This window comes from Rhizobium aouanii (assembly GCF_037002925.1).
In the GTDB taxonomy this organism is placed as follows: domain Bacteria; phylum Pseudomonadota; class Alphaproteobacteria; order Rhizobiales; family Rhizobiaceae; genus Rhizobium; species Rhizobium aouanii.
In genome coordinates this window covers 145,081-162,382 of the sequence record NZ_JBAMYD010000004.1, presented here as the reverse complement: position 1 = coordinate 162,382, position 17,302 = coordinate 145,081, and the positions used below count along the sequence as shown (strand labels likewise).

Annotated in this window: 10 protein-coding genes; 8 read left to right on the top strand and 2 right to left on the bottom strand. The window is 63.6% G+C overall.

What is annotated here, in order from left to right; all coding sequences use genetic code 11:
* Positions 1-91 precede the first annotated feature (91 nt).
* The 5 genes from V8P77_RS08820 to cueR all read left to right on the top strand — a co-directional run bounded on the left by V8P77_RS08820 (position 92) and on the right by cueR (position 13,378).
* Positions 92-5,560, top strand: coding sequence for an MG2 domain-containing protein (locus V8P77_RS08820; protein ID WP_335911832.1), 5,469 nt, complete (start codon positions 92-94; stop codon positions 5,558-5,560).
* Positions 5,557-7,638 carry a penicillin-binding protein 1C gene (pbpC, locus tag V8P77_RS08815; protein WP_335911830.1) on the top strand — a complete coding sequence of 694 codons (2,082 nt, stop codon included), beginning with the start codon at positions 5,557-5,559 and terminating at the stop codon, positions 7,636-7,638. Before V8P77_RS08820 ends, pbpC begins: the two co-directional genes overlap by 4 nt.
* Before the next feature lie 103 nt (positions 7,639-7,741).
* A complete protein-coding gene (gene treY / locus V8P77_RS08810; RefSeq protein WP_335911828.1) occupies positions 7,742-10,351 on the top strand; it encodes a malto-oligosyltrehalose synthase in 2,610 nt (869 codons plus the stop codon).
* Between the two features lie 108 nt (positions 10,352-10,459).
* Entirely contained in the window at positions 10,460-12,979 is a 2,520-nt protein-coding gene (locus V8P77_RS08805; protein WP_335911826.1) for a heavy metal translocating P-type ATPase, read from the top strand.
* A 9-nt stretch (positions 12,980-12,988) separates the two neighbouring features.
* Complete coding sequence (gene cueR, locus V8P77_RS08800; RefSeq protein ID WP_335911825.1) at positions 12,989-13,378, top strand: Cu(I)-responsive transcriptional regulator; 390 nt, start codon at positions 12,989-12,991, stop codon at positions 13,376-13,378.
* A 41-nt stretch (positions 13,379-13,419) separates the two neighbouring features.
* Here cueR and V8P77_RS08795 read toward each other — a convergent pair whose 3' ends face one another.
* A complete protein-coding gene (locus V8P77_RS08795) occupies positions 13,420-13,728 on the bottom strand; it encodes a hypothetical protein (protein ID WP_077979976.1) in 309 nt (102 codons plus the stop codon).
* A gap of 186 nt (positions 13,729-13,914) precedes the next feature.
* Here V8P77_RS08795 and V8P77_RS08790 point away from each other — a divergent pair, with 186 nt between their 5' ends.
* From V8P77_RS08790 to V8P77_RS08780, 3 genes are read left to right on the top strand one after another with little or no spacing between them, the layout of a single operon-like run.
* Positions 13,915-14,454, top strand: a complete 540-nt coding sequence (locus V8P77_RS08790) for a sigma-70 family RNA polymerase sigma factor (protein WP_335911823.1) — start codon at positions 13,915-13,917, stop codon at positions 14,452-14,454.
* Complete coding sequence (locus tag V8P77_RS08785) at positions 14,441-15,208, top strand: anti-sigma factor family protein (protein WP_335911821.1); 768 nt, start codon at positions 14,441-14,443, stop codon at positions 15,206-15,208. Before V8P77_RS08790 ends, V8P77_RS08785 begins: the two co-directional genes overlap by 14 nt.
* A 20-nt stretch (positions 15,209-15,228) precedes the next feature.
* On the top strand, positions 15,229-15,939 hold the full coding sequence (locus tag V8P77_RS08780) for a Bax inhibitor-1/YccA family protein (protein WP_335911820.1): 711 nt from the start codon (positions 15,229-15,231) through the stop codon (positions 15,937-15,939).
* A gap of 120 nt (positions 15,940-16,059) precedes the next feature.
* Here V8P77_RS08780 and V8P77_RS08775 read toward each other — a convergent pair whose 3' ends face one another.
* Entirely contained in the window at positions 16,060-17,193 is a 1,134-nt protein-coding gene (locus tag V8P77_RS08775; RefSeq protein ID WP_335911818.1) for an RHE_PE00001 family protein, read from the bottom strand.
* Between the last annotated feature and the right edge of the window lie 109 nt (positions 17,194-17,302).

The following is a 17,302-nucleotide window of genomic DNA, read 5'->3' as shown; positions in this document are numbered from 1 at the left end:
GAAGATGAAACAGCGCTCAACTTGAGTTGACAATTTCGCGAGGAGTGAGGACAGTGCCGGCCGGTCAGAGCCAGCATTCCGGGGGGAACCTATGTCCGTGCGCTCGTTCTTTGCTTTCGCGACAATCGCATTTTCCATGATCGCCGTCAGTTTTCCCGCAGCCGCTGCGGATACCAAGCGCGACATCCAGACGATCAAGGACGCCGATTTCTTCGGCTTCGATCTTCGCACCGAGCAGAACGTCTCGCTCGATCAGTGCAAGACCTCTTGCATCGGCGACAAGAGCTGCAAGGCCTTCACCTACAATCCCAAGGTGAAATGGTGCTTCCTGAAATCCGATTTCAAGACGATGAACGCCTTCCCCGGCGCTATCGCCGGCAAGATCGTCGAAACCGCCGGCCAGCAGGAGCGGGATATCGGCGCGGCGCCGCGCCTGACCTTCCTGAGCAACGATCTCATCCAGCAGGCCCACGACTTCAAGGACAATCTCACCCTCGCCGACGACCAGCAGGGCCAGGGCGTCGACAGCCTGACGGCCAACGCCCGCCTCGACCTCACCGCCAACAACCTGGCCGACGCGCTGAAGTCCTTCCATGGTGCACTGTCGATCACACCTGACGACGCCGATCTCTGGCTCGAAACCGCCCGCGCCGCAGCGTCGCTCGGCAGCGCCGAGAGCAGCACGACGGGACAAGCGGTGGTCGACGCGCTGAACGGTTACGAGCTGACACGCACCACCGCCAAGCGTGCCGAGGCGCTCGCCGTACTCGCCAATGCACTGGAACGAAACGCCAATTACCGCCCGGCGCTCGACGCCTACAAGGCGAGCCTGGCGCTTGTCGGTGCCAAGGATGTGCAGGCGGCCTACCTGCAGCTGAAATCGACGCAGGGCTTCCGCATCACCGAACACACGGTCGATGCCGACAGCGCCACGCCGCGTGCCTGCGTCACCTTCTCGGAAGCGCTCGTCAAGACCACCGACTACACGCCCTTCGTGACGCTGAACGGCGAAGCGCCGAAGGCGCTGGAAACCAAGGACAAGCAGATCTGCGTCGAGGGGCTGACGCATGGCCAGACCTATAAGATCGGCTTGCGCACCGGCCTGCCGTCATCAGTCGACGAGGTGCTGGAAGCACCTGTCAGCATCGACGTTTATATCAAGGACCGCAGCCAGATGGTGCGCTTCACCGGCGACAGCTTCGTGCTGCCGTCGACGGCGCGCCGCGGCATCCCGATCGTTTCGGTCAACATGACCTCGGCCAACCTGAAACTCTACCGCATCGGCGATCGCGCCATTGCACCGCTGCTGACCAATTCGCAGTTCCTGAGCCAGCTCGACGGCTACAGCGCCCAGAACATCCAGGATCAGAGCGGCGAACTTGTCTGGCAGGGCTCGATCGACATCGCCAACGAACTCAACAAGGACATCGTCACCAGCTTCCCGGTCGACGAGGCGCTGCCCGAGCGCAAGCCCGGCATCTATGTGATGACCGCAACGGCGGCAAACGGCCCGGCGCAGGAGTGGAATTCGCAGGCGACGCAATGGTTCCTGGTCTCCGATATCGGCGTCACCACCTATGCCGGCACGGACGGGCTCAACGTCTTTACCCGCTCGCTCGCCTCGGCCAAGCCGATATCAGGCGTCGAGCTGCAGCTGCTTGCCAAGAACAATGAAGTGCTCGGCACCGCGACGACCGACGAAAACGGCCGCGCCACCTTCACTGCCGGCCTGATCCGCGGTACGGCGGCGCTAACGCCCGCCGTCATTGCCGCCAGGAACGGGACCTCGGACTACGTCTTCCTCGACATGACGCGTGCCGGCTTCGACCTTTCCGACCGCGGCGTGACGGGCCGCGCGGCACCCGGCGCGATCGACGTACTGACGTTTACCGAACGCGGCATCTACCGCGCCGGCGAGACGGTGCATGCCCAGGCGCTCGCCCGCGACACCGATGGCAACGCCATCGAGAACCTGCCGCTCACCTTCATCTTCAGCCGCCCCGACGGTGTCGAGGACCGGCGGATCGTCAGCCAGACCAGCAATCTCGGCGGCTATACCGTCGATTTCCCGACCCAGGAAAACGCCATGCGCGGCACCTGGACGATGAACATCTATACCGATCCCAAGGGCAGCGCGATCACCACCAAGAGTTTCCTCGTCGACGATTTCGTGCCCGATCGCACCGACATGGAGATCAAAACCGAGGCCAAGGAAGTCGGTCCGGACACGCCGGCGACGATCACCATCTCGGGCAAATATCTCTACGGCGCCCCGGCCGCCGGCCTGACGCTCGAAGGCGACGTCGTCGTCAAGCCGACGCGCGAGAGTGCGGCCTATAAGGGCTTCTTCTTCGGGCTTGCCGACGAAGAGGCGAGCGAGGATTCGCGCCAGCCGATAGACGGCCTGCCGGAGCTCGACGAGAACGGCGAAGCCTCGACGGATCTCACCATCAGCGAACTGCCGGCAACGACGCAACTGCTGAACGCCACCGTCTATATGCGCATGCAGGAGGCGGGCGGCCGCGCCATCGAGCGATCCTTGACCATTCCGGTGAAGAACGAGCGCGCATCGATCGGCATCAAGCCGGAATTTTCCGACGAGTTGCCGGAGAACTCGATCGCCAACTTCACAGTGATCGGCGTCAATGCCGACGGACAGAAGCAGGAGGCAAAGGGCCTGCGCTGGAAATTCTATAGCCTCAACCGGCAATACCAGTGGTATCGCGAGGGAACGGCATGGAAATACGAGCCGGTCTACACCGCCGAGCAGGTCTCCAACGGCAGCGTCGACGCGACCATGGACGGTGGCAAGATTTCCGTGCCGGTGAGCTGGGGCCGCTATCGCCTCGAAGTGGAAAGCCCCGATGCCGACGGCCCGACCTCTAGCGTCGAATTCGACGCCGGCTGGTTCGTGAGCTCGACCTCGACCGAAACGCCCGACGGGCTGGAGATTGCCCTCGACAAGGACAGCTACAAGATCGGCGAAACCGCCAGGCTGAAAATCACCTCGCGCTACGGCGGCGAGCTGATGGTGGTATCAGGAACTGAAAAGCTGGTTGCCGTACAGAACGCCACGATCGGCGAGACCGGCGGCGAGGTCGACATCCCCGTCACGGCTGATTGGGGTGCCGGCGCTTATGTCACAGCCACGCTCTTCCGTCCCGGCGACGCCCAGGACAGCCATATGCCGATGCGCTCGATCGGCATCAAATGGGTGAAGGTCGACCCCGAACAGCGCGCACTGCAGGTAACGCTCGACACGCCCGAAAAGATGCTGCCGCGCGGACCGTTGAATATCGGCCTGCAGGTGGCGGGCGCCGGCGCCAACGAGGATGCCTATGTGACGGTTGCCGCCGTCGATGTCGGCATTCTCAACCTGACGCGCTACGAACCGCCGAACCCGGAGGACTGGTATTTCGGCCAGCGCCAGCTCGGTCTTGAGATCCGCGACCTCTATGGCCGCCTGATCGACGGCTCGCTGGGTGCGACCGGCAAGCTTCGGACCGGCGGCGATGGCGGCGCCATCGCGCTGCAGGCAAGCCCGCCGACGCAGAAGCTCGTCGCCTTCTTCTCCGGGCCGGTGAAGCTCGACGCCGAAGGCAAGGCCAATGTCTCCTTCGACATCCCGCAGTTCAACGGCACGGCGCGCGTCATGGCGGTCGCCTGGTCGAAATCAGGCGTCGGCCACGGCGTCAAGGATGTCATCATCCGCGATCCCGTCGTGGTGACCGCAAGTCTGCCGAAGTTCCTCTCGCCTGGCGACAAAGCCAATCTGCGCCTCGACATCGCCAATACCGATGCGCCGGCCGGCGACTATAAACTGCAGCTGACCGGCAATGACGCGGTCGGCATCGAGCAGGCATCCGCCTCGCAGACGATCCGTCTCGAGGCCGGCGCGAAATCCGAGCTGACGCTTTCGCTTATCGGCAAACAGCCGGGCGCCGGCAGCGTCTCAATCAACCTCTCCGACGCCTCCGGCCTTTCGCTCGACCAGACTGTCGACCTGCCGGTGCGCCCGGCCTCCTTGCCGATCACCGAACGCAGGGTGCTGGCGCTGAAGCCGGGGGCAAAGCTCACCGTCGACAAGAACCTGCTTGCCGACAGCGTGCTGCCCGGCGCCTCGATCAGCGTCAACGTCACCCGTTCGGCCGCCTTCGATATCCCGGCACTCCTGATGACGCTCGACCGCTATCCCCTCGGCTGCGCCGAGCAGACCACCAGTCGGGCGCTGCCGCTGCTCTACCTCGCCGAGGTGGCGAAGCAGGCCGGCATGGCAAACGATGATGATGTGAAGAAGCGCGTCCAGGATGCGATCTACCGTGTGCTCTCCTATCAGGCCTCGGCCGGCAGCTTCGGTCTCTGGGGACCGGATTCAGGCGATGTCTGGCTCGATTCCTACGTCACCGATTTCCTGACGCGGGCCCGCGAAATGAAATATGACGTGCCGGAAAGAGCCTTTGTGCAGGCGCTCGAAAACCTGCAGAACACGCTGTCCTACACGACCGACATCAAGGGCCAGGGCGACCAGATCGCCTATGCCATCTACGTCCTTGCGCGCAACAAGAAGGCCGCGATCAGCGATCTGCGCTACTATGCCGATACGATGATCAACGACTTCCCGACACCGCTCGCCAAGGCGCATATCGCCGCCGCACTGGCGCTTTACGGCGACGCGCAGCGTTCGAAGACCATTTTCCTCGACGCGCTGCAGATGTCGGAGCAGTCGATGGTGTCGCGGGTGAACCTGTCGCGCACCGATTACGGCACGATCCTGCGCGACGGCGCGGCGATCCTGGCGCTCGCCGCCGAAAGCCGGCCGGTGCCGCCCGTCATCCCGGAACTCGCCAAGGCGGTCGGCAAGGAATGGCAGCGCAGCAAATACAAGAGCACGCAGGAAGAAACCTGGATGCTGCTTGCCGCGCGCGCCATCCAGGGCGGTGACGATGGCCTGAAGGTCGATGTCAACGGCGCCGCACACACCGGCGCCTACATGGCACGGATGACCGGCGACGCCCTGGCCGACCACCCGCTGACGCTGACCAACCAGACGAACGACGCGGTTTCGGCTGTGGTCACCACCGTTGCCGCCCCGACAGTGCCTCTGCCGGCCGGCGGCGACGGCTTCCTCATCGAGCGGACCTATTACACGCTCGACGGCGAGCAGGCGAATGTCAGCGAGGCGAAACAGAACGAACGCTACGTCGTCGTCATCCATGTGCGCGAAACCAATGACTGGCCGTCTCGCATCGTCATCACCGACCTTCTGCCCGCCGGCTTCGAGATCGACAATCCTAACCTCGTCGACAGCGCCCAGATGACAAATTTCGACTGGATCGGCGAGATCTCCACCGCCCATACCGAATTCCGCTACGACCGCTTCGTCGCCGCCTTCAACCGTGCGGCGGGCGACAATCGCGAATTCAACGTCGCCTATGTCGTGCGCGCCGTCACCCCCGGCACCTACGACCATCCGGCCGCAAACGTCGAGGATATGTACCGGCCGGAGCTTTCGGCCCGCACGGCAACAGGCAAGATGGAGGTCGTGACGGCGCAACCATGAGGCGGCGGTACAAGTTCGCGATCGGATCGGCTGCCGGCATCCTTCTTGCCGGCGCGGTTCTCTTTGCGCTCGATGCCGCCGACAAGGCCTACCCGCCGCCATTGGATAAGGCGAATGCCGTATCCGCCGAAGTGCTGGATGCCGATGGGCAATTGCTGCGTGCCTTTGCGACATCGGAAGGCCGCTGGCGGCTGAAGACGACGGTCCCCGACGTCGATCCGCAATTCCTGCGCATGCTGATCGCCTATGAGGACCGGCGTTACTACGACCACGGCGGCATCGACCCCTGGGCGCTCGGACGTGCCGCCATGCAATTGGTCGGCAACGGCCGCATCGTTTCCGGCGCCTCGACGCTGTCGATGCAGGTGGCGCGGCTGATCGAGCCGCGCGAAGGACGCTCGCTTTCGGCAAAGCTCTTGCAATTGGTGCGCGCCGTGCAGATCGAACGGCGGCTGTCGAAGGAAGATATCCTCGACCTTTATCTGACGCATGCGCCCTATGGCGGCAATCTGGAAGGCGTGCGCGCCGCAAGCCTTGCCTATTTCGGCAAGGAACCGCGGCGCCTGACGGTCGCCGAGGCGGCGCTGCTCGTCGCCTTGCCGCAATTGCCGGAACGGCGCCGGCCGGACCGCAATCTCAAGGCAGCCGAGGCGGCGCGCAAACGCGTGCTTGACCGAGTGGCGGTCGCCGAAGCCGTCGGCGACGGCGAAGCCGAGCGCGCAGAAGGCGTCGCGGTCCCGCCGCGACGCGTGCAGTTGCCCGCCCTTGCCGCCCATGTGGCCGAAGCCGCACTTCGCAAGGAGCCGACGGTTCTCAAGCATCAGACGACGCTGAAGAAGCTGGTGCAGCAGGGGCTGGAGGCGGTCGCCCGGGCAGCGGCCATGAAGCTCGGCCCGAAGCTTTCGCTCGCCATGGTGATGGCGGACGCGCAAACCGGCGCGATCGTCGGCGAAGTCGGCTCGGCCGACTATTTCGACGCCAGCCGCTCCGGCTGGATCGACATGACGCGCGTCAACCGCTCGCCGGGCTCGACGCTGAAGCCCTTCATCTATGGCCTCGCTTTCGAGCAGGGCCTGGTGTCGCAGGAGACGATCATCGAAGACCGGCCCGCCGATTTCTTCGGCTACCGGCCGCGCAATTTCGACATGAGCTATCAGGGCGACGTCACCGTGCGCGAGGCGCTGCAGCTTTCGTTGAACGTGCCGGCCATCAAGCTGCTCGATGCCGTCGGGCCGTCGCGGCTGATGGTACGCTTCCGCCGCGCTGAGGTACGCCCGGTCCTGCCGCCGAATGAGACGCCGGGATTGGCAATCGGTCTTGGCGGCGTCGGCATCACGCTGAAGGATCTGGTGCAACTTTATACGGCGCTCGCCAATCGCGGCCAGCCGGTTAGGCTCGGCGACGGCGTCACCGGCACCCCGGGCAAGCTCGACGGCGAACCGCTGCTGGAGCCGGCCGCGGTCTGGAACGTCGCCGATATTCTCTTCGGCGTCATTCCGCCCGCCGGCGCGCCACAGCGCGGCATCGCCTACAAGACCGGCACCAGCTACGGCTATCGCGACGCCTGGTCGGTCGGCTATGACGGGCGCTATGTGCTCGGCGTCTGGGTCGGGCGGCCAGACAATAGCGCCGTGCCGGGATTGACCGGCTATGGTACCGCCGCGCCTATTCTCTTTGAAGGTTTCGCCAAGTCGGGCATTGCGACGACGCCGCTGCCCCGCCCGCCTGCAGGCGCCGTGCGCATCGCCCAGTCCGAGCTGCCGATCAGTCAGCGGCGTTTCGCCCTCAATGCCAGCGGACTGCTCGTCGCCTCCGGCCGTGAGGCCGCGCCGCAGATCATCTATCCGCCCGAGGGCGCCCATGTCGAACTCGGCGCAAAGAGGGGCGACCTGTCGCCGCTGATGCTGAAGCTGCAGGGCGGCCGCGCGCCCTTCCGCTGGCTTGCCAACGGCAAGCCGCTGCCCGATCTCTCACGCCGGCGCACCCAGCAATGGCTACCGGATGGCGGCGGCTACTCAAAACTGACGGTCATCGACTCGGCCGGACGCGCCGCAAGTGTCGGCGTTTTCATCGACTAGCGCATCATTCTTTGCACGTCTGAAAAGACACGCCGCGCGGTAAGGGAACAAAAGCCGCGCTGCAACCGTTGGGGACAATCTCCTTCCAACGTCAGACGGCCCCATGACACTTCCGACAGCGACCTACCGGATACAATTCCGCAACGGCATGACCTTCGATCGCGCCTGCGACCTCGTCCCCTACCTCAAGACGCTCGGCATCAGCCACCTCTACGCCTCTCCGATTTTCACCGCCGTCAGCGGCTCGACCCACGGTTATGACGTCATCGACGCCAATGACATCGACCCGGCGCTCGGCGGCCGGGCAGGATTCGACCGGCTGACGGAAAGCCTCGCCTCGGCGGGCATGAGGTTGATCCTCGATATCGTGCCGAACCATATGGCAGCCTCGCCGGAAAACGGCTGGTGGCGCGACGTGCTGGCATTTGGCCGGCAGAGCGCCTATTCCCGCCACTTCGACATCGACTGGAGCGAGCCGCTGACCCTGCCGCAGCTCGGCCAAGACTTCGATGGGGCGCTCGCCGGCGGCGAACTGCGCATCGCGCTCGACGAAACGCATGGCAACTTCGCGTTCGGTTATTTCGAGACGCTGTTGCCGCTGAACCCCGTAAGTTACGGAGCGATCGCAAACCGGCTCGACGATCCGGTTGCCACGAGAATGGCGGAGGCTGCGGTCGCAACCTCCGGCGAGGACTTCAACCGCGCCATGCGCGATTTTCTCTTCGAAGGCGGCGATCGGGCAGTCCTTCAGCAAAAGCTCGATGACGTCTCGGCCGATCGCGATTTCGTAAGAAGTCTGCATGAGGGACAGCATTGGCGGCTAACCCATTGGAAGGACGCGGCACGACATCTGAGCTATCGCCGCTTTTTCGAGGTGACCGGACTGGTCGGCACCCGCGTCGAAGATCCCCCTGTGTTCGAGGACATGCACCGGCTGGCCATCGAGCTCGTGCGCCAAGGCAAGGTGCAGGGCCTGCGCATTGACCATGTCGACGGGCTCGCCGAACCCAAGGCCTATCTCGACAGGTTGCGGGAGGCGGTCGGACCGGACACCTATATCGTCGTGGAAAAGATCCTTGGCGCCGGCGAGGTCCTGCCGGAGAGCTGGCCGGTTGCCGGCACCACGGGATATGAATTCATCGCCGCACTGGGCGAGCTGTTCATCGACGGCGGCGGTCTGCGCATATTGGACGATGCCTATCGCAGCATCGCCGGCGAGACGGGTAATATCGAGGAGGGCCGGCGGATTGCCAAGCGACTGATGGTCGAACGCAATTTTGCCGGCGAGACCGACAGGCTGGTGTCGATCGCAGCCGGCATCTTTCCCGCAGCAAAAAGAGACGAGATCGCCACTGCGCTCAACGAACTGCTGATCGCCTTTCCCGTCTACCGCACCTATGGCGACGGCGGTCCCCTCAGCTGGCAGGATTCGGCGGTGCTTGCCGCGACCGCATCGCAAGCCATGGCACGGCTTGATGATCGACGCGCATGCGATCATGTGCTGACACTTCTCGAAGGCAAGGTCGAAGGTGATGCCGCTCATGAATTCCGCATCCGCTTCCAACAATTGAGCGGCCCTGTCATGGCCAAGGCGACCGAGGATACGCTGTTCTACCGCTATAACAGGCTGCTTGCCGCAAACGAAGTTGGCGGCGAACCGGGCAAGACGCCCGGCGGCCCGGAGGAATTCCACCGTCGCATGGCCGAGCGGGCGCGGCTGCAGCCGCATGGGCTTTCGGCAAGCGCCACCCACGACACCAAACGCGGCGAGGATGCGCGTGCAAGGCTTTATGCGCTGAGCGAGGGCGCGGATGTTTTTGCACAGGCGGTCGAGCGGTGGCGCGAGATGAACCGGCCGTGGCTAAAGGATCTGCCGGATGGCGCAGCGCCGGAACCGAATGTCGAATGGATGCTCTATCAGGCGCTGGCCGGCATCTGGCCGGAAGATCTCGACAGAGGACGGACGGAAGAACTCCGCGAACGCTTCACCGACTACGCGGTCAAGGCCGTGCGCGAGGCGAAACTTCGCAGCAACTGGATGGAACAGAATGCCGCTTACGAGGAAGCGGTCGCGGCCTATGCCGCGGCACTGGTTTCGCCCGATAATGACGCCTTTCTCGAGGATTTCGAAAGGGTGCTGCAGCCCTTCATCGCGGCGGGCTACCTCAACAGCCTGTCGCAGACGCTGCTCAAGCTGACGGCTCCCGGCATTCCCGATATCTATCAGGGTGCGGAGGGCTTTGATTTCAGCCTCGTCGACCCCGACAACCGCCGGCCGGTCGATCATGACCGGCTGACGGCTTGGCTTGATGAAGCCGGACCGATCGCCAAGCTGCAGGCGGCGGCGTTGAAGCAGCGCATCGTCGGGATCGGCCTGCAGCTGCGCCAGCGGCACGCGGGCCTCTTTGCTGGAGGCGATTATCTGCCGCTGAAGGTAACGGGCAACCGGCGCGACCATGTGCTTGCTTTTGCCCGGGTGCATCAGGGTGATTTCACGATCATCGCCGCGCCGCGGCTGATGTTCGGCTGGCTCGATCCGGGCGTGCTCTTTGCCGGCCCGGAATTCTGGGAGGATACGGCAATCGCCGTCCCCTCCCCGCTTCACGGTCTGAAGGCCGATCTGCTGACCGGAAAGACAATCGAGCCCGGGGGTAGCATTTCAGTCGCCGCTCTGCTCGGGAGCCAGCCGGTCGGGCTGATCACCCCGATCTGACGATCAGCCGTCACAAAAATCGACTCCATGAAAATAGTGCTTGACCTTCCAGTCACTGGAAGGTGGATAAGCCGTATCCAACGGCCCTTCGGGGTATAGGAGATAGTCATGGATACTAAACACGATCACCATCACGGCCACGCCAATGGGGATAATCATTGCTGCTCCGGTCATGATCAGGAGAAGCTTGCCGAGGCGGTGATCCGTGATCCTGTCTGCGGCATGATCGTCGATCCGCAGGCCGGCAAGCCTTCGCTCGATCATGACGGCCGCACCTATCATTTCTGCTCCGAGGGCTGCCGAACGAAATTTGCGGCGGCACCTGAGGATTACCTGACCGCGAAGGACCCCGTCTGCGGCATGACCGTCGATCGCTCGACGGCGAAACACTTTCTGAAAGTCGACGGTGAGAAATTCTATTTCTGTTCGGCCGCTTGCCAAACGAAGTTCGAAACCGATCCCGCAGCCTATCGTGACGGCAAGCGCCCCGCGGCAAAGCCGGCGCCGAAGGGTACGCTTTATACCTGCCCGATGCATCCTGAAGTCGTCAGCGATCGTCCCGGCGACTGCCCGAAATGCGGCATGGCGCTGGAGCCGATGGGCATTCCGCCTGATGGCGAAGGCACGAACCCGGAACTCGTCGATTTCATCAGGCGGCTTTGGGTGAGCGCCATTCTCGCCATACCGTTGCTGGCGCTCGGCATGGGGCCGATGCTCGGCCTGCCGTTCCGCGAAGCGCTCGGCGAGCCGCAGGCGACCATCATCGAACTGCTGCTGGCAACGCCGGTGGTGCTCTGGGCCGCCCTCCCCTTCTTCCGCCGCGCATGGGCGTCCCTCGTCAACCGCAGCCCGAACATGTGGACACTGATCGGTCTCGGCGTCGGCACCGCCTATGTCTACAGCGTCGTCGCCACGCTCGCGCCCGGCATCTTCCCGATGAGCTTCCGAGGCCATGGCGATGCCGTGCCGGTCTATTTCGAGGCGGCAGCCGTTATCGTCGCGCTGGTCTTCGTCGGTCAGGTACTGGAATTGAAAGCGCGCGAACGCACCGGCTCGGCAATCCGCGCTTTGCTCGACCTTGCGCCGAAGACTGCGCGGCGCATCGATGCCGAGGGCAGCGAAAACGACGTGCCGGTGGACGATATCCAGCCTGGTGATCGCCTCCGCGTGCGCCCCGGCGAGCGGGTGCCGGTGGATGGCTCCGTCCTCGAAGGCCAGTCCACCGTCGATGAATCGATGATATCGGGCGAACCGCTGCCCGTAGAGAAATCAAAGGGCGATAGCCTGACCGGCGGCACGATCAACAAGAACGGCAGCCTCGTCATGGCCGCCGAGAAGGTGGGCGCAGACACGGTGCTGTCGCGTATCGTCGATATGGTCGCCAAGGCGCAACGCTCGCGAGCGCCGATCCAGGGTGCGGTCGATCGGGTCTCGGCCGTCTTCGTGCCGGCGGTGGTCGCCGCCGCCATCCTTGCCTTCCTCGTCTGGGCAGCGATCGGGCCGGAGCCACGCATGGCGAATGCACTGCTTGCCGCCGTCGCCGTTCTCATCATCGCCTGCCCCTGTGCACTCGGCCTTGCGACGCCGATGTCGATCATGATTGCGACCGGGCGCGGCGCTCAGGAAGGTGTGCTGATCAAGGACGCCGAAGCGCTGGAGCGTTTTTCCAGGGTCGACACGCTGATCGTCGACAAGACCGGCACACTGACTGAAGGCAAGCCGAAGCTTACCGATGTCGTCGCCTTCGGCGGTGTCGGCGAAAACAGGCTGCTGTCGCTGGCGGCAAGCCTGGAGCGCAGCTCCGAACATCCGCTGGCCGAAGCGATCGTTTCCGGCGCCGAGGAGCGTGGCGTCTCCTTCGTCGAGGTCAGCGGTTTCGAGGCAAAGACCGGCAAGGGCGTTCAGGGCCTTGCCGACGGCACCACGGTGGCGCTCGGCAATGCGGCGATGCTCGCCGATCTCAGCATTGACCCAGCCGCACTTGCCGAGAAGACCGAAGCCCTGCGCGGTGACGGCAAGACAGTGATGTTCGTGGTGTTCGACGGTGCGCTTGCCGGTCTTGTCGCCGTCGCCGACCGAATCAAGCCGACGACAGCAGCCGCCATCAAGGCGCTGCACGACAGCGGGTTGAAGATCATCATGGCGACAGGCGACAACGAGCGGACGGCGCGTGCGGTGGCAAAAAGCCTCGGCATCGACGAGGTGCGCGCCGACGTGCTTCCAGAAGGCAAGAAGGCGCTGATCGACGAGTTGCGTACCAAGGGCGCCATCATCGCCATGGCCGGTGACGGCGTCAACGACGCGCCGGCGCTTGCCGCCGCCGATGTCGGCATCGCCATGGGTACCGGCGCCGACGTCGCCATGGAAAGCGCCGGCATCACATTGGTGAAGGGCGACCTCACCGGCATTGTCAGGGCGCGGCGGCTGGCGGAGGCGACCATGCGAAACATCCGCCAGAATCTCGGTTTCGCCTTCGGCTATAATGCGCTCGGCGTGCCGGTCGCGGCCGGTGTGCTCTACCCGATCTTCGGGCTGCTGCTGTCGCCGATGATCGCAGCGGCGGCCATGAGCCTGTCGTCCGTCTCGGTGATATCAAATGCGCTGAGACTGCGTTTTGCGAAACTATAGGAGATGGCGATGAATATCGGCGAAGCATCGGAACGGTCCGGCCTGCCTTCGAAGACCATCCGCTACTACGAGGATATCGGTCTCATCCACCCCGAAAGGGGCGGAAACGGCTATCGCGACTATGCCGCAACCGACATCCACAAGCTGCGCTTCCTGCAGCGCTCGCGCGGCCTCGGCTTTTCCGTCGAGGAATGCCGGCAATTGCTGGCGCTCTACGAAGACAAGGATCGGGCGAGCGCCGACGTCAAGGATATTGCTGAGACCAAACTTGCCGAGATCGACCGCAAGATCCGCGAACTGACGGAACTGCGCCGCACGCTCGAGCATCTCGTGCATGCCTGTCACGGCAACGACAGGCCGGACTGTCCGATCCTCGAAGAGCTTTCGGACGCCAGCTGACCATTCCGGGAGAGCAGGCGTCGCGTTTCAGATGATCTGCATCAGGAAAGCTGGGGAATGTTCTGGTTTGCCGCCTGCGAGGATTGAGGCTGCTCGTCAGGTCCCTCGCCTTCGCCGTCGTCCAGCACGCCGTCATCCAGCCGATGCTTGATCGCGAGCGCGTAGATCACGTCGAGAATATTGCGGTCCTTCAGGTGAGAATCGGTCAGGGCGAGAAGCGAGGCCCGAACGATCTTCCTGCTGGTGGCCTTCGGACAACGCGCCTTGACGAAATCGTAGAGCGCCTGATCGGTCAGCCCTTCCATGGCGCCGTCCACGAGAGCTTCGTAGACCCGCTTCTTTTCCTTCATTCTTTCTATTCCCCTCCAAATCAGCGGCGCCATGATCTGTCATGTAATTGTCATAAACAATCGCGGATTTAAGGCGCCCGTCCGCTGGAGAGGGATATTTGAGATGATCCGGCGACGGTTTGGGCCCGGCATGATTTTTTTACGCCCGCTGGGAATAATATCCGCCGGATTTTCGTATACTCAATCATGGAACGCAAAGATCGCCCCTTTGATGTCATCGGACAGCTTGCAGCGCTGCGGCGCTACGCTCGCTCGCTGGTGCGCAATTCGGACGAGGCGGAGGATCTGGTGCATGATGCGCTGGTGCGCGCCTTCGAGAAGCGGAAAAGCTTCCGCAGTGGCGGCAACCTGCGCACCTGGCTGCTCTCCATCCTGCACAATGCCCATATCGATCGTCTTCGCCAGAACCGGTCGTTGACGCGCCGCCACGACGAGGCGGCTGTCGAAGCCGAGCAGTCGCTGCCGGCCGGCCAGGAGCATGCCGTGCGCCTGCAGCAGGTGCGCGACGCCTTCTTCGATCTGCCGGAGGAACAGCGCGAGGCGCTGCAGCTCGTCGCGATTGAAGACCTTTCCTACCAGGAGGCCGCCGAGGCGCTTGGCATTCCAGTGGGGACGCTGATGTCGCGCATCTCCCGCGCCCGCGCTCAACTGCGCGAATTCGAAGAGAAGACACCGCGGGTTTCGCATCTGAGAATCATCGGAGGGAACGGCAATGAAAGCAATTGATCCGATCCTTGATGCCGATCTCGACGCCTATGTGGATGGCGAGCTCGATGTGGCCCGTCGCATCCAGGTGGAATCCTATCTTTCCGAGAATCCAGCGATTGCCGCCAAGGTCATGGCCGACCTCAGCGTGAGGGGCGAACTGCGTCTGGCGCTTGCCGGCGAAAGTGCCTTTGGCCGCCCCGAGACCCGCGATGCCGCCCGCCGGCTGGAACGTGGCCTTTCCTATGGCCGCATCTTCCATTCGATGCAGCGCGTTGCCGCCGTCGGCATTCTGATCGCCGCCGGCTGGGTGGCGCACAATTCCTTCGGCGCCTTCTCGGCGACCGAAGTGGTGGCATCGGTTCCGGCACCCGCCTATGTCGAGGATGCCGTCCGCGCCTATCAGACCGCGGCGCTGCGCCAATCGATGCCTCCGCAGACGCCGGCCACCTATAGCCCCGACGATATTCGCGCCGCCACGGCGATCGTGATGCCCGAACTGCCCAGGGATTGGAAGGTCGCGGACGTGCAGATCTTCCCGTCCGAATTCGGCCCCAGTGTCGAGATGGCGATCGAACAACCGGATGGAAAGCAACTGTCGCTTTTCGCCGTCCGTCCGGGCGCCTTCGAGGTCAAGCCGGTCAGTCATCTCACGCTGGAAAAAGCGGAAGCCGCCTATTGGCAGATCGGCGAGGTCGCTTATGCGCTGATTGCCGACGATAGCGGTCTCAATCTCGACCAGGCGGCCGAACGGCTCGCCCGCTCGCTCTATTAATTCAAACCGAGGAGATCAGCATGAACCCGATCAATTCCCGCTACGGCGCCGTCGCCGGCTCCCAGGCCCTCTTCGATGAAGGCCTGCGCCAGCATATGCTGCGCGTCTACAACTATATGGCTCTCGGCCTCGTCATCACGGGCCTCGTCGCCTTTGTCGTCGGCTCCACGCCGGCACTCTACGTCCCGATCTTCGGCTCGCCGCTGAAGTGGGTGGTGATGCTTGCCCCGCTCGCCTTCGTCTTCTTCTTCTCGTTCAAGATCCAGACGATGTCGGCCAGCACCGCTCAGATCACCTTCTGGGCCTTCTGCGCCGTGATGGGCCTGTCGCTCGCTTCCGTCTTCCTGGTCTTCACCGGGATGAGCATCGCGCGGACCTTCTTCATCACCGCCACAATGTTCGGCGCCACCAGCCTCTACGGCTATGCGACGAAGCGTGACCTCTCGCGCATGGGCTCGTTCCTGATGATGGGCCTCTTCGGCGTCATCATCGCCTCTGTCGTCAACATCTTCCTGGGTTCGAGCGCGCTGCAGTTTGCGATCTCGGTGATCGGCATCGTCGTCTTCGTCGGCCTCACCGCCTACGACACGCAGAACATCAAGGAACAGTATTCGGAAAACTTCGACCAGGAATCGAACCAAAAGCTTGCCGTCTTCGGTGCGCTCTCGCTCTACCTGAACTTCGTCAACATCTTCCAGCTTCTGCTCAACTTCACCGGCGAGCGGGAATAGGACTGCGCTTCTGGGGGCAATGGAAGCGCAAGAGCGCCTGGTCTGCAGTCTGTGACAGGATGGCGGACTGGGTGCTCACCTAAAAGGAAACGGCCGGGCCAACGCCCGGCCGTTTTCGTTTCAGATGATACCCCAGGCGCGGTAGCGGCCGCGGCCGGTGATTTCACGAATGCCGATGTCGTTGACCAGGTTCAGCGCACCGCGCGGCGTGATGCGCAGATGACGGGCAATCATCGCCGCCGAGACCATTGGCCGCGACAGGATGAAATCGGCAAGCTCCGGCAGGCTGCTGTTCGAACGGCGGCCGCGAAAGCGCAGCTCCATCTGCGTGCGCGCCAAGGTCAAGCGGTCGATTTCCTTTAGGCCGGCCACCGCACCCAGATGCATCGCCTCTAGAAAGGCTTGCAGCCGCGTGACGCGATCGCGTGCCCGACGACGCTCATGGCGCACCAGCTTCAGCCCGCCGTAAAAAGAAAAGAGATGCGAGGCGACCTTGCCGCGGGCGCGCAGATGGCTTGCGACCAGAAGACCGCCGAGCCAGTGCTGACGCCGCAACGGCTCGATCCTTTCCCAGGCTTCGAAGAGGATGATGGCGCCGAGAACCGGCGGCAAGCTATCGGCCAATGGCTGGACGCTTCGCCACTCCGCAAGCCGCTGTTCCTCGTCCCACTCTTCGTCACCGAGCAAACCGAGAGGGTCTTCGTTGCGTCTTGCCGGAGCAACGGCCGCCGCCTCGCTTGGCGGCGTTTTCCCGGTATGGATATCGAGCAGCTTCTGCGAGCGGGCAAGAAGCGCATCGATCTCCGCCATTTCCGCAGCGAGCGGCCCGGCCTCATCCTCGCCCTCTTCGTCGGTCTCGGCCGGAACTGCGGGGCTCATTGCTTCCTGCGCTTTCCCCTCCCCTTCCCCGCCGGTCGCAGTCAGCGTCGCAAGGCCAGAGACGCCGAGTGCCCAGGAGGGTTCGCCGGTCCAGATGCGCCGACGTGCCCGCAGCACGGAATGGGCGATCGTCAGTTCGTGGGTGGGAGCGCGGCTATCCATATGCGCATCATGCAAAACGAGATCCTCGACATGCACGAGTTCGCCGGCCACCCAGAGCGCGCCGGCGGCATCGAAGAAATGGCTGCGGTCGGCAAATCCCTCGCCGACCGGCGAGCGCAACACCCGCTCGTCCAGCCGCGCCACCGCATCCTCCGCCGCGGCAAGGGCTGGAAGCAGGGTTTGAAGCATCGTGCCTTCGATATCGTAGCGCATTGTTAAGCTTTACGGTTTCTCACAAATGGAAGCAAAACGCGTGTTTTCTTCCGCCATGTATGGCATGGTTAACAGCGTATTTCAACAAAACTGCGGAAATGGAAACCGT